This window comes from Allorhizobium pseudoryzae, from assembly GCF_011046245.1.
GTDB lineage: Bacteria > Pseudomonadota > Alphaproteobacteria > Rhizobiales > Rhizobiaceae > Neorhizobium > Neorhizobium pseudoryzae.
The window spans coordinates 228,562-250,775 of sequence record NZ_CP049241.1 but is presented as its reverse complement, the minus strand read 5'-3'; the positions used below and the strand labels follow the sequence as shown (position 1 = coordinate 250,775).

General features: G+C 62.7%; 25 protein-coding genes. 8 read left to right on the top strand and 17 right to left on the bottom strand.

The genetic code is table 11. The annotated features are described in order from the left end of the window. Positions 1 to 157: 157 nt before the first annotated feature. The 4 genes from G6N78_RS01455 to xylF all read right to left on the bottom strand — a co-directional run bounded on the left by G6N78_RS01455 (position 158) and on the right by xylF (position 4,506). Positions 158 to 1,117 carry a TAXI family TRAP transporter solute-binding subunit gene (locus G6N78_RS01455; protein ID WP_165214955.1) on the bottom strand — a complete coding sequence of 320 codons (960 nt, stop codon included), beginning with the start codon at positions 1,115 to 1,117 and terminating at the stop codon, positions 158 to 160. Between the two features lie 142 nt (positions 1,118 to 1,259). Further along, a complete protein-coding gene (locus G6N78_RS01450) occupies positions 1,260 to 2,045 on the bottom strand; it encodes an ATP-binding cassette domain-containing protein (protein WP_165214954.1) in 786 nt (261 codons plus the stop codon). 11 nt (positions 2,046 to 2,056) lie between these two features. Beyond that, positions 2,057 to 3,367: a sugar ABC transporter permease gene (locus tag G6N78_RS01445; protein WP_165214951.1), complete on the bottom strand. Its 1,311-nt coding sequence runs from the start codon at positions 3,365 to 3,367 to the stop codon at positions 2,057 to 2,059. Between the two features lie 98 nt (positions 3,368 to 3,465). Further along, a complete protein-coding gene (xylF, locus tag G6N78_RS01440; RefSeq protein ID WP_165214949.1) occupies positions 3,466 to 4,506 on the bottom strand; it encodes a D-xylose ABC transporter substrate-binding protein in 1,041 nt (346 codons plus the stop codon). A gap of 184 nt (positions 4,507 to 4,690) precedes the next feature. On the opposite strand from xylF, the gene G6N78_RS01435 reads away from it, so the two are divergent. After that, the gene (locus tag G6N78_RS01435) at positions 4,691 to 5,950 is read left to right on the top strand and encodes an ROK family protein (RefSeq protein WP_165221136.1); all 1,260 of its coding nucleotides are present in this window, start codon (positions 4,691 to 4,693) and stop codon (positions 5,948 to 5,950) included. Between the two features lie 9 nt (positions 5,951 to 5,959). Here the strand turns inward: G6N78_RS01435 and G6N78_RS25920 are convergent, their stop codons facing one another. From G6N78_RS25920 to G6N78_RS01425, 3 genes are read right to left on the bottom strand one after another with little or no spacing between them, the layout of a single operon-like run. After that, a complete protein-coding gene (locus G6N78_RS25920) occupies positions 5,960 to 6,085 on the bottom strand; it encodes a hypothetical protein (RefSeq protein WP_272955622.1) in 126 nt (41 codons plus the stop codon). A 37-nt stretch (positions 6,086 to 6,122) separates the two neighbouring features. After that, positions 6,123 to 6,377, bottom strand: coding sequence for an exodeoxyribonuclease VII small subunit (locus G6N78_RS01430; RefSeq protein WP_165214926.1), 255 nt, complete (start codon positions 6,375 to 6,377; stop codon positions 6,123 to 6,125). 2 nt (positions 6,378 to 6,379) lie between these two features. Continuing rightward, positions 6,380 to 7,315, bottom strand: a complete 936-nt coding sequence (locus G6N78_RS01425; protein WP_165214924.1) for a histone deacetylase family protein — start codon at positions 7,313 to 7,315, stop codon at positions 6,380 to 6,382. A 161-nt stretch (positions 7,316 to 7,476) separates the two neighbouring features. Here G6N78_RS01425 and G6N78_RS01420 point away from each other — a divergent pair, with 161 nt between their 5' ends. Next, the gene (locus G6N78_RS01420) at positions 7,477 to 7,869 is read left to right on the top strand and encodes an acyl-CoA thioesterase (RefSeq protein ID WP_165214921.1); all 393 of its coding nucleotides are present in this window, start codon (positions 7,477 to 7,479) and stop codon (positions 7,867 to 7,869) included. A 21-nt stretch (positions 7,870 to 7,890) separates the two neighbouring features. Here the strand turns inward: G6N78_RS01420 and G6N78_RS01415 are convergent, their stop codons facing one another. The 7 genes from G6N78_RS01415 to G6N78_RS01385 form a co-directional block, all read right to left on the bottom strand. After that, positions 7,891 to 8,784, bottom strand: a complete 894-nt coding sequence (locus tag G6N78_RS01415) for an SAM-dependent methyltransferase (RefSeq protein ID WP_206531594.1) — start codon at positions 8,782 to 8,784, stop codon at positions 7,891 to 7,893. Positions 8,785 to 8,871: 87 nt separating this feature from the next. Further along, positions 8,872 to 9,099 carry a hypothetical protein gene (locus G6N78_RS01410; RefSeq protein WP_165214919.1) on the bottom strand — a complete coding sequence of 76 codons (228 nt, stop codon included), beginning with the start codon at positions 9,097 to 9,099 and terminating at the stop codon, positions 8,872 to 8,874. 44 nt (positions 9,100 to 9,143) lie between these two features. Further along, complete coding sequence (locus G6N78_RS01405) at positions 9,144 to 9,371, bottom strand: hypothetical protein (RefSeq protein ID WP_165214916.1); 228 nt, start codon at positions 9,369 to 9,371, stop codon at positions 9,144 to 9,146. A gap of 229 nt (positions 9,372 to 9,600) precedes the next feature. After that, positions 9,601 to 10,164, bottom strand: a complete 564-nt coding sequence (locus G6N78_RS01400) for a biotin transporter BioY (RefSeq protein ID WP_165214913.1) — start codon at positions 10,162 to 10,164, stop codon at positions 9,601 to 9,603. A gap of 39 nt (positions 10,165 to 10,203) precedes the next feature. Next, positions 10,204 to 10,809, bottom strand: a complete 606-nt coding sequence (locus G6N78_RS01395) for an energy-coupling factor transporter transmembrane component T family protein (RefSeq protein WP_206531593.1) — start codon at positions 10,807 to 10,809, stop codon at positions 10,204 to 10,206. Continuing rightward, positions 10,803 to 11,483 (bottom strand): energy-coupling factor ABC transporter ATP-binding protein, encoded by a 681-nt coding sequence (locus tag G6N78_RS01390; RefSeq protein ID WP_165214911.1) that lies wholly within the window; start codon positions 11,481 to 11,483, stop codon positions 10,803 to 10,805. The genes G6N78_RS01395 and G6N78_RS01390 overlap by 7 nt, the downstream gene beginning before the upstream one ends. A 106-nt stretch (positions 11,484 to 11,589) precedes the next feature. Next, entirely contained in the window at positions 11,590 to 12,063 is a 474-nt protein-coding gene (locus G6N78_RS01385; RefSeq protein WP_165214909.1) for a hypothetical protein, read from the bottom strand. A gap of 211 nt (positions 12,064 to 12,274) precedes the next feature. On the opposite strand from G6N78_RS01385, the gene G6N78_RS01380 reads away from it, so the two are divergent. The 5 genes from G6N78_RS01380 to G6N78_RS01360 all read left to right on the top strand — a co-directional run bounded on the left by G6N78_RS01380 (position 12,275) and on the right by G6N78_RS01360 (position 15,587). Beyond that, positions 12,275 to 13,462: a winged helix-turn-helix domain-containing protein gene (locus G6N78_RS01380; RefSeq protein WP_165214906.1), complete on the top strand. Its 1,188-nt coding sequence runs from the start codon at positions 12,275 to 12,277 to the stop codon at positions 13,460 to 13,462. Between the two features lie 22 nt (positions 13,463 to 13,484). Next, positions 13,485 to 13,904, top strand: coding sequence for a GNAT family N-acetyltransferase (locus tag G6N78_RS01375; RefSeq protein ID WP_234905855.1), 420 nt, complete (start codon positions 13,485 to 13,487; stop codon positions 13,902 to 13,904). Between the two features lie 13 nt (positions 13,905 to 13,917). Then, positions 13,918 to 14,379 carry a DUF5680 domain-containing protein gene (locus G6N78_RS01370; RefSeq protein WP_165214901.1) on the top strand — a complete coding sequence of 154 codons (462 nt, stop codon included), beginning with the start codon at positions 13,918 to 13,920 and terminating at the stop codon, positions 14,377 to 14,379. Positions 14,380 to 14,453: 74 nt separating this feature from the next. Further along, entirely contained in the window at positions 14,454 to 14,888 is a 435-nt protein-coding gene (locus tag G6N78_RS01365) for an antitoxin Xre-like helix-turn-helix domain-containing protein (RefSeq protein ID WP_165214899.1), read from the top strand. Beyond that, entirely contained in the window at positions 14,889 to 15,587 is a 699-nt protein-coding gene (locus G6N78_RS01360; protein ID WP_165214896.1) for an RES family NAD+ phosphorylase, read from the top strand. Between the two features lie 9 nt (positions 15,588 to 15,596). Here G6N78_RS01360 and ribB read toward each other — a convergent pair whose 3' ends face one another. The 3 genes from ribB to G6N78_RS01345 form a co-directional block, all read right to left on the bottom strand. Then, entirely contained in the window at positions 15,597 to 16,697 is a 1,101-nt protein-coding gene (gene ribB / locus G6N78_RS01355) for a 3,4-dihydroxy-2-butanone-4-phosphate synthase (protein ID WP_165214893.1), read from the bottom strand. A gap of 26 nt (positions 16,698 to 16,723) precedes the next feature. Next, positions 16,724 to 17,821: a chorismate synthase gene (gene aroC, locus G6N78_RS01350; RefSeq protein WP_165214890.1), complete on the bottom strand. Its 1,098-nt coding sequence runs from the start codon at positions 17,819 to 17,821 to the stop codon at positions 16,724 to 16,726. A gap of 136 nt (positions 17,822 to 17,957) precedes the next feature. Then, complete coding sequence (locus G6N78_RS01345; protein ID WP_165214887.1) at positions 17,958 to 21,545, bottom strand: bifunctional diguanylate cyclase/phosphodiesterase; 3,588 nt, start codon at positions 21,543 to 21,545, stop codon at positions 17,958 to 17,960. 405 nt (positions 21,546 to 21,950) lie between these two features. On the opposite strand from G6N78_RS01345, the gene G6N78_RS01340 reads away from it, so the two are divergent. Further along, the gene (locus tag G6N78_RS01340; RefSeq protein ID WP_165214884.1) at positions 21,951 to 22,211 is read left to right on the top strand and encodes a DUF1344 domain-containing protein; all 261 of its coding nucleotides are present in this window, start codon (positions 21,951 to 21,953) and stop codon (positions 22,209 to 22,211) included. Positions 22,212 to 22,214: the final 3 nt, after the last annotated feature.

Sequence of the window (22,214 nt, the reverse complement as noted above, 5' to 3'; positions counted from 1 at the left end):
AGGGGACGTGCCCCGCGACAGGTCCGAAGGAAGAGGCGACGGCTCGGCATAGCCCTTCTCCCCGCCATGCGGGGAGAAGGTGGCGGCAGCCGGATGAGGGGCTTTTCCCACACTCTTGCTGATGCTTTGCCGAAGGCGAGCGGCCCCCCATTGTCCCTTACTTGATCAGCCCGACTTCCTTGTAATAGCGCTCGGCACCCGGATGCAGCGGCACCGGCATGCCGTCCAGCGCCTTCTTCACGTCGATCGCCTTGGCGGCGGCGTGCGCGGCGGTCAGCTTCGGCAGGTTTTCGAAGAGAAGCTTCGTCATCTGGTAGGCAGTTTCGTCGGACACGCCGGAATGGGTGATGAGGAAGTTGCCGACGGCAGCGGTCGGCACATCGGCCGTCTGGCCGTCATAGGTGCCGGCGGGAATGGTGGCAGCCGTATAGGGCGCGCCGATCTTCGTCACCACGTCAGCCGGCACCGCCACCACGTTGATCGGCAGGGAGCTGGCGAGATCGCGGATCGAGGCAACGCCGAGGCCGGCCGATTGCAGGGTCCCGTCCAACTGGCGGTTCTTGATCAGTTCGACGGATTCGGCAAAGGGCAGGTATTCGGTCTTGCCGAGATCCTTGTAGGACATGCCGGCAGCCTCAAAGATCTGCCTGGCGTTCAGCTCTGTGCCGGATTTCGGCGCGCCGACCGAAAGGCTCTTGCCCTTCAGCTCTGCCAGCGAGGTCACGCCGGACTCCTTCGAGGCCACGATCTGCACATAGTTGGAATAGATGCCGGCAATGCCGCGCAGCTTGTCGAGCTTGCCGGGGAAACCGGCTTCCTTGTTGCCGTCCCAGGCCATCTTGACGGAATCGCCGAGCGCGAAGCCGATTTCGCCGCGGCCGGCCTGTAAGAGGTTCAGGTTTTCGACGGAAGCCTTGGTCGCCTGCACCTGCGTGCGGGCATCCTTGATGTTCTGGCCGTAGATTTCCGACAGTGCAACACCGAGCGGGTAATAGACACCGGATGTGCCGCCGGTCAGAAGGTTGATGAATTCCGCAGCCTTGGCCGAAGGAGCGGCAGCCGAAAGACCGGCGGCAATGGCGGTGGCAAGAACGGCGCGGCGTGTGATGTGATTCATGATGACCCTCCCAAGTCGTGTTCACTCCCGTCCATCATGGAGTGCGGGGGAAGGGTGGTCAATCGCCGTCTGCTTCGACTATTGGACTATTGTCTTAGACGGCAGCGCCGATAAGCGCTGCCGTTGCTCGTCTTCGCAGGTATTACGCTTCCTGCATGGCGCCCGGACCCGGCACCGCACCCGGCGGAACCTTGCCGAGGATGATCATGCCGAGCACCTCGTCCTTGGTCACGTCCTCGGTGCGCGCATGGCCGACCACCTTGCCGTTCTTCATCACGAACACCCGGTCGGCGAGGTCGAACACGTCGTGGATGTCGTGGGAAATCAGGAAGATGCCGATGCCTTCGCGCTTCAGCTGGGTGATCAGCTCGCCCACCTGCGCGGTTTCCTGAGGCCCAAGCGCTGCGGTCGGCTCGTCCATGATCAGGATGCGCGCATCGAACAGGATCGCACGCGCGATCGCCACCGATTGCCGCTGGCCACCGGAGAGCGCCTTCACCGGCTCCTTGAAGCGGCGGAAGTTGGGGTTGAGCCGCCCCATGACTTCGCGCGCCTTCGCCTCCATCGCCACGTCGTCGAGTGTGCCCCAGGGGGTGCGCAGCTCGCGGCCGAGATAAAGGTTGGCGGCGGCATCGACGTTATCGGCGACGGCGAGCGTCTGGTAGATCGTCTCGATGCCATATTGCTTGGCGTCGCGCGGATTGCTGATCTCGGCCGGTTCGCCGTTGATCAGGATCTCGCCCGCATCCCGGCGATAGGCGCCGGAGAGGATCTTGATGAGGGTGGATTTGCCCGCCCCGTTGTGGCCGAGCAGGGCCACGACTTCGCCGGCGTGAAGATCCACCGAGGCATTGTCCACGGCATGGATGCCGCCGAAGGAGATCGAGATATTGCGCATCTCGACAAGCGGAGTGTTTGTATCTGACATGATGTCCTCCGTTACCGGCTGCGGCCGCGATAGATGGTGTCGAGCCAGACGGCCACCACCAGGACGATGCCGACCACGATGCGCTGGAAGGGCGTATCGATCCCGAGCAGCACCATGCCGGATTGCAGCGATTGCATGACGAGGGCGCCGAGCATGGCACCGGCAATGGTGCCCGTGCCACCGGCAAGCGACGTGCCGCCGATCACGGCTGCGGCGATGGTGTAGAGTTCGTCCAGCTCCCCTTGCGCATTGGTGGCAGCGTTGAGGCGGGCGGTGGAGATTGCCGCGGCGATGGCGCAAAGCGCCCCCATCAGCGCGAAGATCTTGACGGTGACCCAGCGGGTCTTGATGCCGGCAAGTTCGGCGGCTTCCGGATTGCCGCCGATGGCAAAGACGTAGCGGCCGAAGCGCAGGCGGGTCGAGATGAAGGTCATCACGATGCCGACGGCAAGTGCCACAAGCACCGGAACCGCAATGCCATGCGCGATGAAGAGGCCGCCCTCCGGCCAGGCAATGCCATTGGCTTCGGCATAGTTGCGGGCGATGTTGATCGGCCAGGGATAGCTGTTGACCACCCAGATGGCGACGAGCACGAGCGCGCAGCCGACACCGGAGAGGAAGACTTCCGCCCAGACCGGGCGCAGCGGGAAGCCGAACCGGTAACGCTGGCGGCGCGAATTGAGAATGATCGCGACGATCGCAACGCAGGCCAGAAGGCCGACGATCCAGCTCCAGGTGGCGCCGATCGAACCGTTGGTGCCGCCGCCCATCAGCCGGAAGGTCGCGTCCATCGGGGCCACGGTGCGGCCGCTGGTGACGAACCAGGTCGCGCCGCGCCAGACGAGCAGGCCACCGAGCGTCACGATGAAGGAGGGCACGTTGAGGAAGGCGATGATGGCGCCGTGCAGAGCGCCGATCGCGGCGCCGAGAAGAAGCCCGGCGGCCAGTGCGATCACCCAGATCAGCGGATGTTCGAAGCCGAGGATCTGCGGCAGGATTTCCGCCTGCAGCACGCCCATGATCATACCGACGAAACCGAGGATCGAGCCAACGGAGAGATCGATGTTGCGGGTGACGATGACGAGCACCATGCCGGTCGCCATGACCGCCACGGAGGCCGTCTGGACCGAGAGGTTCCACAGGTTGCGCGGGGTCAGGAACAGACCGCCGGTAAAGATATCGAAGCCGATCCAGATGATCAGCATGGCGCCGATCATGCCGAGCAGGCGCGTATCCAGTTCGGTCGCGCGCAGCAGGCGCTTCATCGGGTTTTCGGCGGGGGTGCTGACCGCCGCCCGGTTGACATTGGTTGCTTCGGCCATGCCCTTGCCGTTCTCCCTGTTCTTGGTGCCGGTCCATCCCTGGACGGGCGAAAGGCGCGCCGCTTTATCCGCGACGCGCCAGCCGTGAGTGTTTCAGATCAGTTGCAGGCCTTGGTCGTGCCGGCCTTCACGCCCTGGCAGGCAGCAGCCTTGGTGATCCAGCCGGCGTCGATCACGACGTTCAGGTTGTCCTTGGTGATCGCCATCGGGGTGAGGAAGACCGACTTCATCGGCACCTTCTTCGGGCCGCCGCTGAACGTCTGGACGCCCTTGATTTCGTCCATCTTCTTGCCATCGGCGAGAGCAACGGCGATTTCGGCCGCGTTCTTGCCGAGTTCACGGGCGTCCTTCCAGACCGAGACGGTCTGCGTGCCGAGCGCCACGCGGTTAAGAGCGGCGGCGTCACCATCCTGGCCGGAGACCGGAACGGAGCCGGCAAGGCCCTGCGCCGTCAGTGCTGCGATCGCGCCGCCGGCGGTGCCGTCGTTCGAGGCAACAACGGCGTCGACCTTGTTGTTGTTCTTGGTGAGGAACTGCTCCATGTTCTTCTGGGCATTTTCCGGCTTCCAGCCGTCGGTATAGGCTTCCCCGACATTCTTGATCTTGCCGGAGTCGATCGCAGCCTTCAGCACTTCCATCTGGCCGGCGAACAGGAAGTCGGCGTTCGGGTCGGACGATGAGCCCTTGATGAAGACGTAATTGCCTTCCGGCTTCGCCTTGAACACTTCCTTGGCCTGCAGGCGACCGACTTCCTTGTTGTCGAAAGTGATGTAGAAGGCCTTCGGGTTCTCGATCAGGCGGTCATACCCGACGACCGGGATGCCTTCTGCGGTCGCCTTTTCAATGGCCGGGCCGATGGCGGACGAATCCTGCGCCAGAACGATCAGCGCGTTGGCGCCCTGGGCGATCAGGCTTTCGATGTCGGTCAGCTGCTTGGCGGCAGACGACTGGGCGTCAGCCGAGATGTATTTGTCGCCAGAGGCGGCGAGTGCCTTCTTGATCGCTGCTTCGTCCGTCTTCCAGCGTTCTTCCTGGAAGTTGGACCACGATACGCCGATGATCTTGTCCTTGGCGAAGGCCGGAGCGTGAACGGCCGTGATGACAGCCGCGCAGGCCATCAGCTTCAAAACTGATTTCATAGGAACCTCCCGATTGACGCGGTGGCCGACCTCCTCGTCTGCCTCTCCCGCTGGACCTACCGTCGATGAACCCCGCTACCCCTGAGGGAGATTGTTTTTCTCGACAGTCGAGAAAATATCTGTCAGATGATTTTCAGCCTGTCAACAGCACGAAATTCAGTATTTGCGAACCCTCGTCCAAAACATGGCCGCTGCCGATCCGCTCCACCCTCACAATGCCGGTTTTGGTTCGCCGCAGGTGCTCAAGCCTGGGGCGGAACACCTGCGCCGGGTGAATGTGGCGGCCGTTCTTGCGGCCCTGCGGCAGGCGGGCCGCCTGTCGCATACGGATCTTTCGGAGCGTACGGGGCTGGCATCGGCCACCGTCACCGCGGTCACCGCCGATCTGGAGCGTGCCGGCGCAATCGAGCGGCTGGAACAGGCGGCGTCGGGCGGACGCGGACGCCCGCGCGTGCTGTTTGTCCGTCGCCGCACGTTCTCCCACGTCATCGCGGTGCAGATTTCTTCCGACCAGGTGCATTACGGCCTGGCCGATTACGGCGGCACGATGATCGACCGCTTCAGCCGTCCGCGCGATCTCGTTTCGGGCACGCCGGACAGCCTGCTGGGCGAGATGGCGGACGCTTTTGCCCGTCTGGTCAGCCGCTCGAAACTTTCGCCCGCGTCGATCGGTGCGATCTCCCTGTCGAGCAAGGGCATTGTCGATCCGGACGCTGGCAGGCTCGTCTGGTCGCCGGTGTTCGGCGAAAAGACGGTGGAATTCTCCTCGCTCATCGGGGCCTATCCGGCGGCAGACCTCTTCGTCAGCAACGAAACGCTGCTGGTGGCGCATGCGGCCGCCCGCAAGGCGATGGCGCAGAGGTCAGACGGCGGGTTTGGCGGGCTGTTGGCGCTGTCGCTCGGCCACAGCATCGGGCTTGGCATCGCCAGGGTGGAGGGCGGAAGGCTCAATGTCAGCGCCCCGAATTTTGGCCATATGCTGAATGCGGTGGACGATCGCCTCTGTCGCTGCGGCTCGCGCGGATGCATCGAGGCGACGGCGGGCTTCTACGGGATCCTGCGGCTCGCCTTCCAGGTGCCGCCGAACACCATTCCTGCCAAATTCGTGCCGCTGGCGGAAATCGAAAAGATCGCGCTCTCCGCCCGCCAGGGCGCGCGCATGGCACAATATGCCTTCCGCCAGGCGGGGCTGGCATTGGGGCAGGGCCTCTCGCGGGTTCTCAGCCTCAACGAGACGATGCCGATCACCGTCACAGGCCCCGGAACGCGCTTCTACGATCTGCTCGCAGGTGGGATGGAAGAAGGCTTGCGCCAGTCGCTGCACGTGCGCCTGAGCGGCCTGCCGAAGATCGAAGTGGTGTCGAACGAGGCCGAACTGGTCTTCGACGGCCATGTGGACCGAACCTTGGCCGCGGTGGATCTGAAGGTTGCGGCGCTGCGGTGATGCCCAGCCTCAATTGGTCTCGCCGGGCGTGAAGCCGAACATGTAGATTCCCGCCAGCACCAGTGCCAGCGCGAAAATGGTGAGAACGAAGGTGATCATGCCGCTGCGGGCCTTGTGTCCGGTGTCTTTTGCCATGCGCCCTCAACGCGCGCCGGCAGAAACGGTTCCGGACTTAGTCGCCGTCGAGCGGCTCTACGCCCTGCGGCTTGCCGGAGCGGTCGAGGCGGATCTTTTCGATGCGGTTCTCCGCCGCCGAGAGCAGTTGCTCGCAATGCTTCTTGAGGGCCTCGCCACGCTCGTAGATGGCGATGGATTCGTCCAGCGCCACGTCGCCGCGTTCCAGGCGTGCCACGATGCTTTCCAGTTCCGCAACGGCCTTTTCGAAGGTGTAGCCGCTCAGGTCGTGGACTGTTGCGCTCTCCGCCATACTCAACCCTTCATCAGTCTCAGGATATGCATGCCTGCCGATTCGGCGAGGCCTTCGAGATCATAGCCGCCTTCCAGAAGGCTGACGACCCGGTTGCCGGCGTATTTCCCGGCAATTTCCATGATCCGTCCCGTCGCCCAGTCGAAATCATCGCCGACGAGGTTGATCTGCGCCAGCGGATCGCGGTGGTGGGCGTCGAAACCGGCGGAGATCAGGATGAAGTCCGGCCGGAAATTGTGAAGCGCCGGCAGCACGCGATCGGCAAAGGCCTCACGGAAATGATCGCCCGCCGCGTTCGGCTCCAGCGGCGCGTTGACGACGTTGCGATGCGCGCCCGTTTCATCCTTTTCGCCGGTCCAGGGATAGAGCGGCATCTGGTGGGTGGAGCAGAACAGCACGGACGGATCGTCCCAGAAAATATCCTGCGTCCCGTTGCCGTGATGCACGTCCCAATCGACGATCGCGACCCGCTCGACGCCATAGGTTTTCTGCGCATGGCGGGCGGCAATTGCGACATTGTTGAACAGACAGAAGCCCATGGCTTTCGTCTTTTCCGCATGGTGGCCGGGCGGGCGCGAGGCGACGAAGGCATTGTCGGCCTTGCCGGTGAAGACGTCGTCCACCGCGGCCATCGCGCCGCCGATGCCGGTCAGCGCCGCCTGCAGGCTTTTCGAACTCACATGCGTATCCGCCTCGATCTGGCGGATCAGGTCTTCCTCTTCCGGGATCTCGCGCATGACCGACATGAAGTGGCGTTCGGGATGCGCCAGCATCACCGCGTCCTCGTTCGCCTGCGGCGCCTTGACCCGCTCCAGCCGGGCAAAATTCGGGTGCTCCAGGGCCAGCGCCAGGGAGCGCAGCCGGTCGGCGCGCTCCGGATGGCCCTTGGGTGTGTTGTGTTCAAGGAAGATTGAGTGCTCGTAAAGGCGGGTGGTCATTCGGGCAAGCTCCTGCCGCGCGAGGAAAGCCCTGCCGAGATGGCGCAAAAACCCGCATTTTTCAAGGTGCCTGCGCTTGGGTAGCTTGTTCGCCGCAGCACTGTCGTCTTTAATGGCGCGCGACGAGAGACCATTGCGGGGGCAGGGGAGATGGGCAGACCGTGAGCCAGGCGAATCCTTACGTGTTCAGCGTACCGTTCCGGGATGTCGGCATGCGGGGCGAAATGCATTCTTCCGCCTATCTGGCCTATGCGGAAGAGGCGCTCGGCCAGTTCTGGGCAGCGCGTGCGCCGCAGCCCTCCGATCCGGCCTTCTGTGTCTCCAAGGTCAGCTGCCAGTTGCACAAGGCGCTGCATTTCGGTGATGAGGTGAAGACATCCGTGCGCGCCAGCAAGATCGGCGGCAGGACGGCGGGTTTTGCCGTCCTGATGGTTCGCGGCGAGGACCTGGTGGCAGAGGCCGAGATCGTCTGGAGCGCCTGCAATCCCGACAGCGGCGAACCGGTGCCGCTGCCGGAGGAATTGCGCGACTGGCTTTACCAGTATCTGGAGTAAGCCGTCGGTCTTCTTCGGCGCTCAGTCGAGGCCGAGGCGTTCGATCTCTTCGTCGCTCATCTCGAAGCGGCGTTTAATGAAATCCGCCGGGATGCCGAGCCGCGCTGCGACCTCGAGATCCGGCTTGCGTTGGGAAAGCGGCGGAATGTAGAGCGTCGTGATCGAGCTGATCATGCTGACATCGAGCCCGGCGAGGGTGGTGCGGATGATCAGCGGATCACAGACCGGATAGCGTGCCGCCTCGTAGACCACCACCGGATGATCGGGCGGATAGGCCTCCAGAAGCCTCTCGACCAGAACGGCGAGCTTCTGCGGCGACAGCGAGATCTTGTAGCCGACTTCACCGAGAACGCCGACCTGCCAGAGAACCAGCGCATTGCGCGGATCAAAGGTGCGGTGGAAGATCAGGAAGTCGGTCGCCTCGAAAGTCTGGCAGCCCTTGCGGGCCGGATCGATGCCGAGATCGGCAAACAGGCAGTCCTCCGCCGAAATGCCGGGCAGCATGACGGCCTGGAAACCCTCGCTGCGGGCCCGCGCCACCGCCCGGTGCGAGGGAAACACGAAAATGCCCGGATGGCCGTAAAAGACGGCACAGACATGCAGGCCCTGCCGGACATGGTCGAGCAGATAGTCGGTGATGTCGAGATAGGTGGTCAGCCGGCTGTCGCGCCCGTCATAAAAGGGCTGCAGCGATTCCGATGTGGGGTTGAGCGTCTGCAGCCAGTATTCGGTGCCGGGATCGGTCACCAGATAAAAAACGCGGTCGGCGGCCTCGATCTGGGCCTTGGCCTCCAGGCTCGTCTGCGCCGCAAGCTTGATGCCGACGCCGACCACGGCCAGAAAACCTTGAGACGATGCGGCGGCGGACACGCCTTCGGGCGATGTGGCGGGCCTTGTCTGTTCCATCAGGGTCATACCCATTCCTCCGTTGATGACCTGTTCGGTGGCAGATGACTGCGGCGCGCGGGGCGGCATCCGGGATGAGACGGATGCCGCGCCCGTCTAAAGCACCACGATCACGGTCCAGACCGTGTCGTCGCTCGCGGCCTTCAGGCTGTTCTTCAGTGCCGCCGAATGCAGCGCCGACTGGATCATCTTCGGATCGCGCGACAGAAGCACGGATTCCTCGACGGCAGAGAGATTGGCGGCGGCAATCACGGCGGCCGGATTGTCCCGGAACCGCTTGGCCGTTGCGCCATTGGTGGCAATATCGACAAGAAGTTTATCCATGGCTGGCATGGTCTTACCCTTTCCGGTTTCGGTTGGAGGCGGCGTTAGAGAACGACGACGACGACGTTGACGACATCGGAGGCGGCACTGGCGAAATTGTCCTTGATCGCCTTATGAATGGCCGGCGCATCCTTGCTTTTGATGACCTTGGAGGCTGCATCCGAGATGCCGAAGCGCTTCAGCTCCGCATCCGGGTTTGCGTGGAACCGCTGCAGAGCGGCGGCATCCATCGACATCCCGACCATGAATCGGGCTACTTCCTTGCTGCTCATGTGAAATCTCCCGCTGTGAGTGCTGTGATGAGGCCCGGACATTTGCTGTCGGGGTCGCTTACCTATGCGGGATTGAATATCTTATACTTCTCATAAGTTGTAAACGTAAAAGTTATTACAAAAGTATTATGCTCGTAAAAGATGTATTCGCGTGTGACATCCGGCAAAGAAAAGGGGCGCGCGGATCGCTCCGCACGCCCCTGACATCGTCGCCGATGATGTTTGCCTTTTAGGCCTTCTGCGGCAGAAGCGGGTAGCCCACCATCACCGCGCGCGCGGCCAGCGTTGCAATCGCGGCCTTCAGCAGGTCGCCCGGCAGGAAGGCGAGCGAACCCATGATCACCTTGGAAAAGGGCGTGCCGGCGATCAGCGAAACGACGGGCATGCCGATCGCATAGACCACCACGATGCCGCCGATGACGCTGGCGATGAAGAAACCGGCCATCTGGCGAACGGTCGACTGGCCCTCACGTACGAACCGTTCGGCAATCATCCCCACCACGAAGGCGCCGATGATCCAGCCGGCGATGTAACCGGCGGTCGGGCCCATCAGGATGCCGAGGCCGCCGCGGCCGCCGGAAAGCACCGGCAGTCCGATCGCCACCAGAAGCACCAGCAGGCCATAGGCAAGCGCGCCGCGCCGGGCGCCGATAATGGTGCCCGCCAGCATGACGCCCATCGACTGGGCGGTGATCGGTACCGGGATGAAGCCAAGCGTGACCGGCGGGATGAGGCCCAGCACGATGATGATGGCAGTGAAGAGGGCGGCAAGCACCAAATCTCTGGTCGTCATGAAAATCTCCTCAAGAACGTGACACGGGTCATGCCGTGTTTACTGGCCCCGAATGCCGCGGGCGTCAATCGCCTCGGCAATGGTATCGGCATCCTTCAGCGTCGATATGATCAGCGGCCCGAGAACCCGGTGGATGCGCAACGGCAGGCCGCGCGCGCGGTGCGCCTCCTTCAAGCCCTCGTATCGCGCGGCGATCTCCGGCACGAACCGCAGCACGAGCCCGACGGCAAGGCTGATATCGGCGGCCTTCAAAAGGCCGAGACGTTCCAGTGGCAGAAACAGTTTCGCCAGCACATCCATGAAGGCGGCAATCGTGGTGGTTGCCGTGACACTCGCCGCCAGCAGCAGCACCGAGAGAAGCCTGAGCGTCGTCGTCAGCGCCTCCTGCGGCGAGACCAGCACGAGATTGATAAGGGCAAACAACAGGATGGTGATCAGCACCGGCCGGATGCGCTTGAGCGCCTCGCGGGCCGGAAGGCCGAGGCTTGTATAGACGCCGCCTGCGAGCAGCAGCACCAGCGCAAGAACAACCGGGCTCTGGACAAAGAACAGGACGAGGCTGACCGCCGCCAACAGAAAAAGTTTCGGCGCCGCCGGCAGCCGGTGCAGCCACGTGCGACCCTCCACATGCAGGCTGTTCAGCATGCGGCGATCTCCCGGTAACGGGCGACCGCGGCCCCGCCCGCGCCATCGAAGGCGAGCGCGCCCTCATGAAACACCAGCACCCGCTCGAAATCCTGTACCAGGTCGAGGTCATGGCTGATGACGATGGCCTGCTCGTCTAGGCTCTCGATCGCCGCCTTCACCAGCGCACGGTTCTTGAGATCGAGCTGGTTGGTCGGCTCGTCGAACAGGATCAGTTTTGGCTTCGTCACCACCACGGCGGCCAGCGCTGCGAGCTGCAATTGCCCGCCGGAAAGCTCGTGCGGCCGCCGGTCGGCGAGATCGGCAATCCCGAAGCGGGCAAGCACGGCATCCACCGCCTCTTCGAGTGCAGCACCCTTCCGTCCGCGGCTCTTCGGTCCGAGCGCAATATCGTCGCGGATGATCGGCAGGATGATCTGGTGGCCCGGATTCTGGAAGATGAAACCGGTCGCCGCCATCACCGCCTTGTCGTCTGCAACCGTATCGAGCCCATCCAGCGTCACGCGACCACGGCTCGGCTTGGCAAGCCCGTTCACGAGCCGGGCAAAACTCGTCTTGCCGGAGCCGTTCAGCCCGATGACGCCAATGCGTTGCTCGCTCAGGTCAAGGCTCAGCGGATGAAGCGCGATCCGCTCGCCATATCGCAACTCCGCCTGATCGAAGAGAATGTGCACGTGGTGGGCCACTCGTTACCAGAAACTGCCGCCTCTATAGACCGTGCTTCGCCGCAGGGAAACGCTCGATATTGTTTGACATGAGATGGCTTTGCCAGACCCACGATCATCCGCGTTCGTGGTCAGCGATCGCAAGCCGCTGGCGCGTTCGGTTATCATCTCCGACCAAATAACCACAATCGTCCAGCGTAATGCCATCCATCAAATGCCCACCGGAGGGGCTGACAGGCTGAAAGGTAACATTGCCGTTCTCCCGCCGCCAAACTTGGAGGAGCGCATTTGCTGAATCCCAGGCGAAAGCCCGTTCAATGGCCAAAATTACCTGCGCCTCCTCTTCTTTCAGAACGGGATAAATTCCCGACAGGGACCCGCTTTTCACAAAGCGGTTGCTGATCTGCTCGCCTGGCGCAAGCGTTGTGCGGTCTCGGTGTACGAATGCCCGGAATGAGGGATCACATTGACCGTGGACGTAGTCTGCTGTCATTTGCCCCCAAGTGCTTTCCAGGCTTGCCCGATCGAAGCGTGCCTGTGGTGCCCAAAGCGCGATGAGGCAGGCCACCCCAATGATCGTGGCTTTCACACTCGCATGCATGTTTCCTCACTGGACCTCGAACAACACCGCCCAGAATTGCGCCGCAAACTGCAAATTGCAACCTGGTTGTCCCAGAGAGACAGCAAGCTGGGCGATCCGCGAAGGTTCCCTCAAGGGTCGCGATATCTGACGCAGGAATTTTTCGGCTGCAACCGTACACCTGTTGAACAAAACACGAACATCCGCTAGCGTCGTAGGTATGACGATTCTGATCGACAACCGGCAGGCCCGGCACATCTTTCTCGAACGGCAGGGGCTCTCCCGGCCGCCCAACCGGCTGCTGGGGCGGGACGGGTTGCTGGAGCTGATCCATGATCTCGGTTTCGTGCAGGTCGACAGCATCCAGACGGTCGAGCGGGCGCATCACCAGATCCTGTTTTCCCGCAACCAGACCTATCTCCGGGAACATCTGGCAGCCCTTCTCGAAGACCACCGCAGCCTGTTCGAGCACTGGACGCATGATGCCTCGATCATCCCGTCCGCCTTCTTTCCCTTCTGGAAGCACCGGTTCGTGCGCCGCGAGGCCCGCATCCGTGAAAACTGGGGAAAGTGGCAGGGGGAAGGGTATGATTCCGCTGTCGAGGAAACCTTTCGGCGCATCCGCGATCATGGCCCGGTGCTGGCGCGGGAGGTGAAGGCGGAGGATCACAAGTCTGGCGGCTGGTGGAACTGGCATCCCTCGAAAACGGCGCTGGAATTCCTCTGGCACACCGGCAAGCTCGCCATCGCCCGCCGCGAAAACTTCCAGAAGGTCTATGATCTCGCCGAACGGGTGATCCCGCCCGACCATTTTTCGGCGGAGGTCGAATATGCCGATTTCGTCGATTGGGCTTGCCGTGCTGCACTGACCCGGCTCGGCTTTGCCACCTCCGGCGAAATCGCCGCCTTCTTCGATCTCGTGACGCCGCAGGAGGCGAAGGTCTGGGTGGCCGACCATCGCGAGGAGCTGGCAGAGGTCGAATTGCAGACGGTGGAGGGGCGAAAGCGTCCCTCCTTCGCCTTTGCCGAACAACTGCCGTCCCTCTTGGAAGCACCCGAACCGCCGGCGCGTCTGAGGGTGCTCAGCCCCTTCGATCCGCTGCTGCGGGATCGTGATCGCGCCGAACGCCTGTTCGGCTTCAACTACCGGATCGAGGTTTTCGTGCCGGAGCCGAAGCGGCAATACGGTTATTACGTCTTTCCCCTGCTGGAAGGCGACCGCATGGTCGGTCGCATCGACATGAAGGCCGATCGCAAGGCGGGAGCCCTGATCGTCAAGCGCCTCTGGTGGGAACCGGCTATCCGTGCAAGCGCCGGCCGGCTGGAAAAGCTGGAAGCGGAATTGCAGCGCCTCGCCCGCTTTTCGGGTGTCGAGAGGGTCGAGTTCTTGGCCGATTGGCAGGGTTGAAAAAAGCAAAGGCTGAATTTTGATGACGAATGACGATTACCGGATCGAAGCCCGCACGCCGCATGTCGAGGATTACATGCGGCTGCGGCTGGTCTCCGGCCTCACGCCCTTTTCCCGCGAAGCAGCGGAAAAGGGTCTGCCGAACACGATCTTCGCCGTCTGCCTGATGCGGGGTGACGAGACGGTCGGCATGGGCCGCATCATCGGCGATGGCGGCTGCTTCTTTCAGGTCACCGACATCGCCATCCAGCCGGAGCATCAGGGCCGCGGGCTTGCGAAATGGATCATGCAGGCGCTCAGCGATTATATCGAAATCCATCTCCCCGCGACCGCCTATGTCAGTCTGATCGCCGACGTGCCGGCCAACCGGCTTTACGCCCAGTTCGGTTTCGCTGAAACGGCGCCGCGCTCGGTCGGCATGTCGCGGGTTGTTGGGCGCTAGGGGAAAGAAGGCGATGGATCACGCGGAACTGCACGAGTTCATCGTCGAAGCCAAGGCTGCCACCTATGTCGGCGGCGGGGCAACGGCGCCCTCGTCACGCACCGGTTCGCACGATCTTCAGTATCGGCGCGGCGACTGGGCCTATCGCGACAGCTATTTCGGCGGCACGGATTTTCTCGGACAGGAGATCGTCTGGTGGCACGATGAACCGGTCTGGGTGATGAACTATTATGGCCGTGTGCTGGATCCGTCAGCGATCGATGGCGCGCGGGCCGGCCATGTCATCCGCACGGCACTGCCTGCCATGTATCGTGAGGGCCGGTTCCTCGGCGGCTTTTCCATGGAGGTCGACCTCTATCGTTATGCCGATGAGAGCGAGGGAGATCATCAAAGCTTCGTCGGCCTCGAACGCATCCTCGCCGATGGCCGCGAGGTCTATCGGATGAATTATCACGGCGGTCTGGTCGTCCCGTAAGCCGCACAAACGGACAATGTTGGAACGAACCATCAAATGACGTATGATACCCACGTCATTTGACGGAGAGACTTATGGTCGCCATACCGAGTGCAACGCGCCAACCGGGCATCATCGAGCGGCGCGGCTTTGCCGATGAGGGCGAACGGGCGCGTCTGTCGCAGACGGCGCTGAAGGCGTACGGGCGGCTGGTGGCTGCGTGGGGCCTTACCGCGCAGCAGGCCGCAGCTCTGCTCGGGGTCTCCGTCAGCACCTGGGAGCGGATGAAGGCCGGACCGGCTGGAAAGATGCTGAGCCAGGATCAGATGACGCGGATCTCGGCGCTCACCGGCATCTACAAGGGCCTGCATCTGCTGTTCGTCGATGACATGGCCGACCGCTGGCCGCAGCTTTCCAACAGCGGCGTCCTCTTTGATCGCCGCACACCGGTCGAGGCGATGATGTCCGGCGGCATTCCACACATGCTGGAAGTGCGCCGATACGTCGATGCCGTGCGCGGGGGGCTCTGAGTGCAGGTGGCCGGCGTTCCGGTGACGGTGATTGCCTATCCGCGCACCGTGAGGCTCGTCTCGACGGCGCGGCTGAGGGCCTCTGTCCTGGAAGCGCTCGTGGATAGCGAGCGCGAACTGCAGGACCTGGCGGAGATCGAGGGTGCCACCTCGGGCCGCCTTCAGGCGGAGACGATCGGGTTGTCCGGCCTCGTTCCCCAGGACCTCGTCTATGACGTACCGCATGGCCATTTCATCAATGCCAGCTTCGCCTATGCCAAGCCGCGCGAGCCGAACCGGTTCAACGGCGAGACGCGTGGTGCCTGGTATGCGGCGCTTGCGGTGGAGACGTGCCTCGCCGAAATCACCTTCCACATGACGGATTTTCTAGAGAAGGCCGGCGATTTCCATGCGACGGTCGATTATGCGGAAATGCTGTGCAGCGTGTCTGGCGACTTCGTCGATCTGCGCGAGAGGCCGGATCATCCGTCGCTCGCAGCGGACAAGGCCAGCGGTTATCCGGCGGGCAATCGGCTGGCGGATGACGCCCGCCATGCCGGCACGAACGGCATCATCTATCCGTCGGTGCGCCATCCAGGCGGGACCTGCCTGGCGATCCTGCGCCCGGCTGCCGTGCAATCGGTCCGGCAGGCAGACGTCTGGCGGCTTGTCTGGAATGGAGAGCCGGCGCCGGTCGTCACAGGACCGCTCGCCGGCTGAACGTCATGCTCAAACGATCTCGGTCGCCGTGATCTTGATGCCGAACCCTTCGAGGCCGACATAATGGCGCTCGCGGGACGAGTAGAGCTTGATCGAGGTGACGCCGAGATCTTTCAGGATCTGCGCGCCGAGCCCGATTTCCAGCCACTCGCTTTCGCGGCTCTGCGCCTGCTCGTGATCTTCCGCGCCTTTGCGTGCACGTCGTCCCGTGCCGGACTGGCCGACACCCACGGAGCCTTCGCGCAGGTAGATGATGATGCCGCGGCCGGCTTCGCTGATCTTCTGCATGTAGCGGGAGACGGACCGATCGGTGCCGAAGACGTCGCGGGCGACGTTTTCCAGATGCAGGCGCACCGGAATGTCCTCGCCGTCACGGATATCGCCGAAGACGACGGCGAGATGCTGCATCGGGTCCCAGGGCAGCGAATAGGCATGCGCCTTCGCCGGACCGACGGGGGTGGCGATCTCGAAGCTCGACTGCAACTCGATCAGCGTTTCCTTGCGCTGGCGGTAGGCGATGAGATCGGCGACCGAGACCTGCAGCAGGCCGTGCTTTTCGGCGAAGGCCGAAACCTGCGGGCCGCGCATCACGGTGCCGTCGTCGTTCACCAGTTCGCAAATGACGCCGACCGGCGGCAGGCCGGCAAGCTTGCAGAGATCGACGGCCGCTTCCGTATGGCCGGAGCGCATCAAGACACCGCCTTCGCGGGCAATCAGCGGGAAGATGTGGCCGGGACGAACGAAATCGGTGGGGCCGACATTCGGATTGGCGAGGTTGCGCACCGTCAGCGTCCGGTCTTCCGCCGAAATGCCGGTGGTCGTGCCGTGTTTGAAATCGACGGTCACGGTGAAGGCCGTGGTATGCGCGCTGTCGTTTTCCGCCACCATGGCGTTGAGGTTCAGGCGCTTGGCTTCCTCGCGCGGCATCGGCGTGCAGACGATGCCGGAGGTGTGGCGCACGATGAAGGCCATCTTGTCGGCGGTGCAGTGAACGGCGGCGACGATGAGATCCCCTTCGTTCTCGCGATCGTCGTCATCGGTGACGACGACGATCTGCCCGGCTTCAAAGGCGCGGATGGCGTCGACGACGCGTTTCTGGTCGAAAGGCATGGCATTCATCCCCTTGGAAAGCCGGATTATTTGAGGCGGCCGGTCTGGCCGCGATCCCGCAGATAATGGTCGGCGATCGCGCAGGCAACCATGGCTTCGCCAATTGGTGCGGCCCGAATGCCGACGCACGGATCATGCCGTCCCTTGGTGCGGACATCGACATTGTTGCCGTCGGAATCGATCGACTGGCGTTCGGTCAGGATCGACGAGGTGGGCTTGACGGCGAAGCGGGCGACGATCGGCTGGCCGGTCGAGATGCCGCCGAGGATGCCGCCCGCATGGTTGGACAAGAACAGCGGCGTGCCGTCATTGCCCATGCGCATCTCGTCGGCATTGTCTTCGCCGGAGAGTTCGGCTGCAGCAAAACCGTCACCGATTTCCACGCCCTTGACGGCATTGATGGACATCAGAAGCGAGGCGATGTCCTGGTCGAGCTTGGCATAGATCGGCGCGCCGAGCCCGGCCGGCACGTTTTCGGCCACCACCTCGATCACGGCGCCGATGGAGGAGCCCGCCTTGCGGATGCCGTCGAGATACTCTTCCCACACCGGCACCATCGCGGCATCCGGGCAGAAGAACGGGTTCTGGTCGACCTGCGTCCAGTCCCAGTTGGCGCGGTTGATCTTGTGCTTGCCGATCTGCACCAGGGCACCGCGGATCGTTGCCTGCGGCACCACCTTGCGGGCCAGCACGCCGGCCGCCACGCGGGCTGCCGTCTCGCGCGCAGACGAGCGTCCGCCGCCACGATAATCGCGAATGCCGTATTTCAGGTCGTAGGTGAAATCCGCATGGCCGGGGCGGAAACGTTTGGCGATCTCGCCGTAATCCTTGGAGCGCTGGTCGGTGTTTTCGATCAGCATCGAGATCGGCGTGCCGGTCGTCGTCATCGTCACGCCGTCTTCGGCCAGCATCACGCCGGAGAGAACCTTGACGAGGTCGTCCTCGCGCCGCTGCGTCACGAAGCGCGACTGGCCGGGCTTGCGTTTGTCCATGAAGGACTGGATCTCGTCGAGCGTGAAGGTGAGGCCCGGAGGGCAGCCATCCACGACACATCCGAGAGCCGGCCCGTGACTTTCACCCCAGGTGGTGACGCGGAAGAGATGACCGAATGTATTATGCGACATGAGACCTGACCGTTGCGCGCCGTCTTCCCCGAGGCGCCGTGACGTGGAGCGGCTCTGTCATAGTGGAAAAGCGCTTGAGGTGGAAAGTCTTTTTGCGCAGCTTTCCGTCTCGACTGATGAACGCTGTGTCGCCGGTTCAGGCGACCTTGCGGAAACCATTGCGGGCGCCATCGACAAAGTCCGCGAAGGGCAGGGGACGGGCAAAGGCGTAACCCTGCAGGAGGTCGCAGCCGAGGTTGCGCAGCAGTGCGGCATGTTCCATCGTCTCGACGCCCTCGGCCACGGTCTCGACCCCGAGCGACTTGGCGATTTCGATGATCGAGCGCACCAGCGAGCGCTCCTGCGGCGAGGTGATGATCGGCATCACCAGCTGGCGATCGATCTTCAGTCGCTTCGGCTTCAGCTTGAGAAGACTGACGATGGAGGTGTGGCCGGTGCCGAAATCGTCGATCTCGATGTCGATCCCGAGCGCCTTGATGCGCTCCAGATTGTGCGTGACGATGTCTTCGCTCTCGTCCAGGAAGATGGATTCAACGAGTTCGAAGGCAATCCGGCCGGGCGTGATGGACAGCGTCTCCAGCGTCGAGACCAGGCTTTCATCATGCAGGCGCTTGGAGGAGACGTTGACGGAGACGCGCGGTACGCTGATGCCGGCGGCGGCCCAGCGCATCTGGTCCTTCAGCACGGTTTCCAAAACGATCTGGTCGATCACCGCCGAAACATTAAGGTCCTCGGCAATCGGCAGGAAGGCATCCGGCGCGACGATGCCGCGATAGGGATGGTTCCAGCGCACAAGCGCTTCGACGCCAACCATTTCGCGGGAATCGGCGCAGAACTGTGGCTGGTACCAGGCTGTGAATTCTCCGTTTTCGATCGCGCTCAGCAACTCGTCGGCCGTGCGCTTGTGCGTGATGATCTCCGCCTGCAGGTTCTGGGTGAAGAACTCGAAGCGGTTACGCCCCTCGGCCTTGGCCCGGTAAAGCGCAATGTCGGCATTGATCAGCAGGCGACGGGCATCGATGCGCATGCCGTTGGCCTGGGCAATCCCGATGGAGACACCGCAGCGACAGGAGAAACCGTCGAAATCCATCGGCTGGCGGAACTCGCTGATGATGCGGTTGGCAAGCTCCGAGACCTCCGCCGTATCGGCGGTATGGCGCAGGAGAATGACGAATTCGTCGCCGCCGATGCGGGCAACGACGGCCCCGGCGCCCACGACGTTGCGCAGGATCGTCGCCGTATGCGTCAGCATCGCGTCACCGGCGGCGTGGCCCAGCGTGTCGTTGATCTGCTTGAAGCGGTCGAGGTCGAGATGCAGGATCGTCGCGCTCAGGCGGGAGCTCTGGCTGTCCCGCGACAAGGCGTCGAGCTCCAGATCGAGCTTGCGGCGGTTGCCGAGCAAGGTCAGCGGATCGTGCAGCGCGTTGTGCTCGATGCTCTGTTTCGCCAGTTCCAGCTCGACGTTCTTGGCCTCGGCATCCCGCTTGGCGATCTGCAGCTGCTGGGTGAGGCGCATGTCCTGCGTCACGTCGAACGCGATGCCGACGATCTTCACCGTCCCGTCGCGCATGCTGTGTGCCTTGCCGAAGGAGCGCACGTAACGGATGCTGCCATCCGGCTGCGGCACGCGCACTGTCAGCGGTTCCTTCATGGAAACGGGCAGGTTGGGCGAGATGTGCAGTGCCATTTCCCGGTCATCGGGGTGAACCATGGCAAGCCATTGTTCGTTCGTGACGGTCCGACCCGTCGAGGCAATGCCGTAAAGCTGGCACATGCGGGCATCCCACACTTCCGTGCGGTCTTGCGGCGTGGCTTCCCAGATTCCGCAATTATAGGAAGCCAGTGCCAGGTCGAGACGGCTGGAGAGTTCCTCGAGATCCTGTTCGCGGTTCGACAGCTCGTCCAGCGCCAGCTCCAGCTCGATGTTCTTGGCTTCCGCCTCGTGCTTGGCGGCCTCGATCTCCTGGGTCATCCGCATGTCTTCGGTCGCATCGAAGGCAATACCGACAATCTTGCGGGCGCCGTCCCGCATCACGTGGCTTTTGCCGAACGAGCGGACGTAGCGGATGCTGCCGTCGGGCAGGGGAACGCGCACGGTGAGAGAGTTCTGGTCGCCGCGCGGAAACTTCGGGCGTATCTCTTCAGCCCGGGGGCGGTCATCGGGATGGATGAGGCTGATCCACTTGTCGCTGGCAATGACGCCGTCCGTGTACGGGACGTTGTAGAGCTGGCACATGCGAGCGTCCCAGATTTCCTTCCCCGTCTCGAGGTTCGATTCCCAGATCCCGCAATTGTAGGAGGCGAGCGCCAGGTCAAGGCGGCTGGACAGTTCTTCCAGTTCCTGCTCGCGGTTCGAAAGTTCCTCAAGCGCCAGTTCCAGCTCGGCGTTTTTGATGTCGCTGTCTTCCTTGGCGCTGCGCAGCGTCTGGTTCACCATCATGTCGGAGGTGATGTCCCAGACGATGCCGGTGGTGCGCGTCGTGCCATCGGCATTGCGGTAGCTGGCACCCGCGGATCTCAGATAACGGACATCTCCTTCTGGCGTTTGCACGCGATAGACCTGCGAACAGGGGCCGGTCGAGCAGATGCAGGTAAAGAAATGCGCCTCGGCGGCATCGAGATCCTCGGGATAGACCGACTGAAGCCATTCCTCGAGGCGGTTGTCCGCCACCTCGCCGAAATGGCCGTGAAGAGCGGCGGCGCGCGCATCCCAGGAGAGATGGTTGTCGCCCGTGACTTCCCAGATGCCGATATTGGACGTTTCCATGGCGAGGCTGAAACGCTGCGACAACTCGACGAGCTTCGATTCCCGCGACTTCAACATCGTGATGTGCCGGTTGCGTTCGGCCACCAGCACGCTCGCCACGAAGACGGGGATGATGGTTGCAAAGCCGCCGAAGGCAAGAAGCAGCCGGAAGGATCCCTGATCGTCCGGTGCGGCATCCCAGCCGCCATGCGGTGCGGCGGCAATCTCCCAGGCACCGCCTGGGACCGGAATGGACGAGACGATCGGCGCCAGGTCGGACAGATCCGTCCCCGTCAGCCGGGTTGTGCCCGTAGAGCCCAGGTGCTGGATGGAGACATGCATCCAGCCGGTCTTGGTGGTCTCCTGAATGTTCATGGTGGAGGTCGAGGGGCTGATGCCCGCGTCGAGCAGGAACTGATGCTCGTCGATCAACAGGGCGAGCGTTCCCCAATCGCGTCCCTTGGCATCCGTCAGCGGCACCGCCAGCGTCAGCGTCGTGTCTTCGGCGCTTTCCACAAGCAGGCTGCGGTCGGACGCATCGAAGTCGCGAAGCTGCCGTGCAAGGTTGTCCACATTGATGCCGGCGACGGTGCCGTTCAGAGGATGCGTGCCGTCGCCGATGGCCGTGGTCCTGGTGATGAGCCGCGCGAGCTGATTGTTCGGTGCGATGACAACGGCCAGCAAGGCAGGACTGCGCTCCAGCTCATGGCGAACCGGCTCATCAATGGATTGCACGGCGAAGCTGCCATGCTCCTTCAACGTATGCGCAAGACCGTCGGCGGCAAACAACTGGTTGTCCAGCCGCTCGATCAACTGCTTCAGGATGACATTGACGTTGAGGTCGGCCGCTTCCTTGAGGGCAAGCTGATGGCTTTTCGTCCGTTGGTAATCCATGACGACGCCGCCACAGATGACCATCAAGGCGATGGCAACGGCAATGGCGATCGGGCCACGATACCGTCGATACGCATGGTCCATGTGCCTGTTCATCATGAGCCTGGAGAGCAAGCGCCTGGACCTTCCCTGTATTACCGAGCTTTTCAAGGAAGTTACGGCCCGCCAGTTAACATCCGATTGCGCTTGGGCCCATAAACTTGAGGGGGATTTCTAGTGGTTTGCGCTTAACCCCTCCGCCAGACCTTCCGGTCAAGAGAGCGTTTTACAGCGGATGACAGCAAGACTCGGGGGAAGGATACGATCTTGTCTGTCCGGGTGCGCATTTGCCTGAAAGGCGCGATTGCGCCAGAATGGCTTTCTCGCCCAGTCCGTGGGGACAATGCGTCCTATTATAATAAAATTGTCGCCATAGCGGGCAAATTTCGCCACATTCGAACGAGAAAACGGTTCTCTGTAAGGCTTGCTTGATTCATGAGAGTTCCACAGATGCGCATCCTGATTTCCGCCCTTCTGGCCACGGCAAGCCTGCTGTCTCCCCTGTCTGCCTTCTCGCAGAGCATGGACGTGGAGGCGACCATTAAGGCAGTGGACACCAAGAAGCTCAACCTCACCCTCGATGACGGGAAGGTCTACAAGGTGCCGGAGGAGTTCAACTTCGACGGCCTGAGCGCGGGTGTGAAGGTTGTCGTCTTCTATACGGTGGTCGATGGCAACCGCATGGTGGATGACCTGCAGGTCATGCAATAAGAC

Excerpts from the sequence above, each read along its gene's own strand:
- G6N78_RS01455 (WP_165214955.1), bottom strand. The coding sequence starts at position 1,117 with ATGAATCACATCACACGCCGCGCCGTTCTTGCCACCGCCATTGCCGCC.
- G6N78_RS01410 (WP_165214919.1), bottom strand. The coding sequence starts at position 9,099 with ATGGATAAACTTCTTGTCGATATTGCCACCAATGGCGCAACGGCCAAG.
- ribB (WP_165214893.1), bottom strand. The coding sequence starts at position 16,697 with ATGCCTTTCGACCAGAAACGCGTCGTCGACGCCATCCGCGCCTTTGAA.
- G6N78_RS01340 (WP_165214884.1), top strand. The coding sequence starts at position 21,951 with ATGCGCATCCTGATTTCCGCCCTTCTGGCCACGGCAAGCCTGCTGTCT.
- G6N78_RS01345 (WP_165214887.1), bottom strand. The coding sequence starts at position 21,545 with ATGGACCATGCGTATCGACGGTATCGTGGCCCGATCGCCATTGCCGTT.
- G6N78_RS01430 (WP_165214926.1), bottom strand. The coding sequence starts at position 6,377 with ATGGCGGAGAGCGCAACAGTCCACGACCTGAGCGGCTACACCTTCGAA.
- G6N78_RS01400 (WP_165214913.1), bottom strand. The coding sequence starts at position 10,164 with ATGACGACCAGAGATTTGGTGCTTGCCGCCCTCTTCACTGCCATCATC.
- G6N78_RS01395 (WP_206531593.1), bottom strand. The coding sequence starts at position 10,809 with ATGCTGAACAGCCTGCATGTGGAGGGTCGCACGTGGCTGCACCGGCTG.
- G6N78_RS01445 (WP_165214951.1), bottom strand. The coding sequence starts at position 3,367 with ATGGCCGAAGCAACCAATGTCAACCGGGCGGCGGTCAGCACCCCCGCC.
- aroC (WP_165214890.1), bottom strand. The coding sequence starts at position 17,821 with ATGTCGCATAATACATTCGGTCATCTCTTCCGCGTCACCACCTGGGGT.
- xylF (WP_165214949.1), bottom strand. The coding sequence starts at position 4,506 with ATGAAATCAGTTTTGAAGCTGATGGCCTGCGCGGCTGTCATCACGGCC.
- G6N78_RS01450 (WP_165214954.1), bottom strand. The coding sequence starts at position 2,045 with ATGTCAGATACAAACACTCCGCTTGTCGAGATGCGCAATATCTCGATC.
- G6N78_RS01435 (WP_165221136.1), top strand. The coding sequence starts at position 4,691 with ATGGCCGCTGCCGATCCGCTCCACCCTCACAATGCCGGTTTTGGTTCG.
- G6N78_RS01425 (WP_165214924.1), bottom strand. The coding sequence starts at position 7,315 with ATGACCACCCGCCTTTACGAGCACTCAATCTTCCTTGAACACAACACA.
- G6N78_RS01375 (WP_234905855.1), top strand. The coding sequence starts at position 13,485 with ATGACGAATGACGATTACCGGATCGAAGCCCGCACGCCGCATGTCGAG.
- G6N78_RS01365 (WP_165214899.1), top strand. The coding sequence starts at position 14,454 with ATGGTCGCCATACCGAGTGCAACGCGCCAACCGGGCATCATCGAGCGG.
- G6N78_RS01380 (WP_165214906.1), top strand. The coding sequence starts at position 12,275 with ATGACGATTCTGATCGACAACCGGCAGGCCCGGCACATCTTTCTCGAA.
- G6N78_RS01405 (WP_165214916.1), bottom strand. The coding sequence starts at position 9,371 with ATGAGCAGCAAGGAAGTAGCCCGATTCATGGTCGGGATGTCGATGGAT.
- G6N78_RS25920 (WP_272955622.1), bottom strand. The coding sequence starts at position 6,085 with ATGGCAAAAGACACCGGACACAAGGCCCGCAGCGGCATGATCACCTTC.
- G6N78_RS01415 (WP_206531594.1), bottom strand. The coding sequence starts at position 8,784 with ATGACCCTGATGGAACAGACAAGGCCCGCCACATCGCCCGAAGGCGTG.
- G6N78_RS01370 (WP_165214901.1), top strand. The coding sequence starts at position 13,918 with ATGGATCACGCGGAACTGCACGAGTTCATCGTCGAAGCCAAGGCTGCC.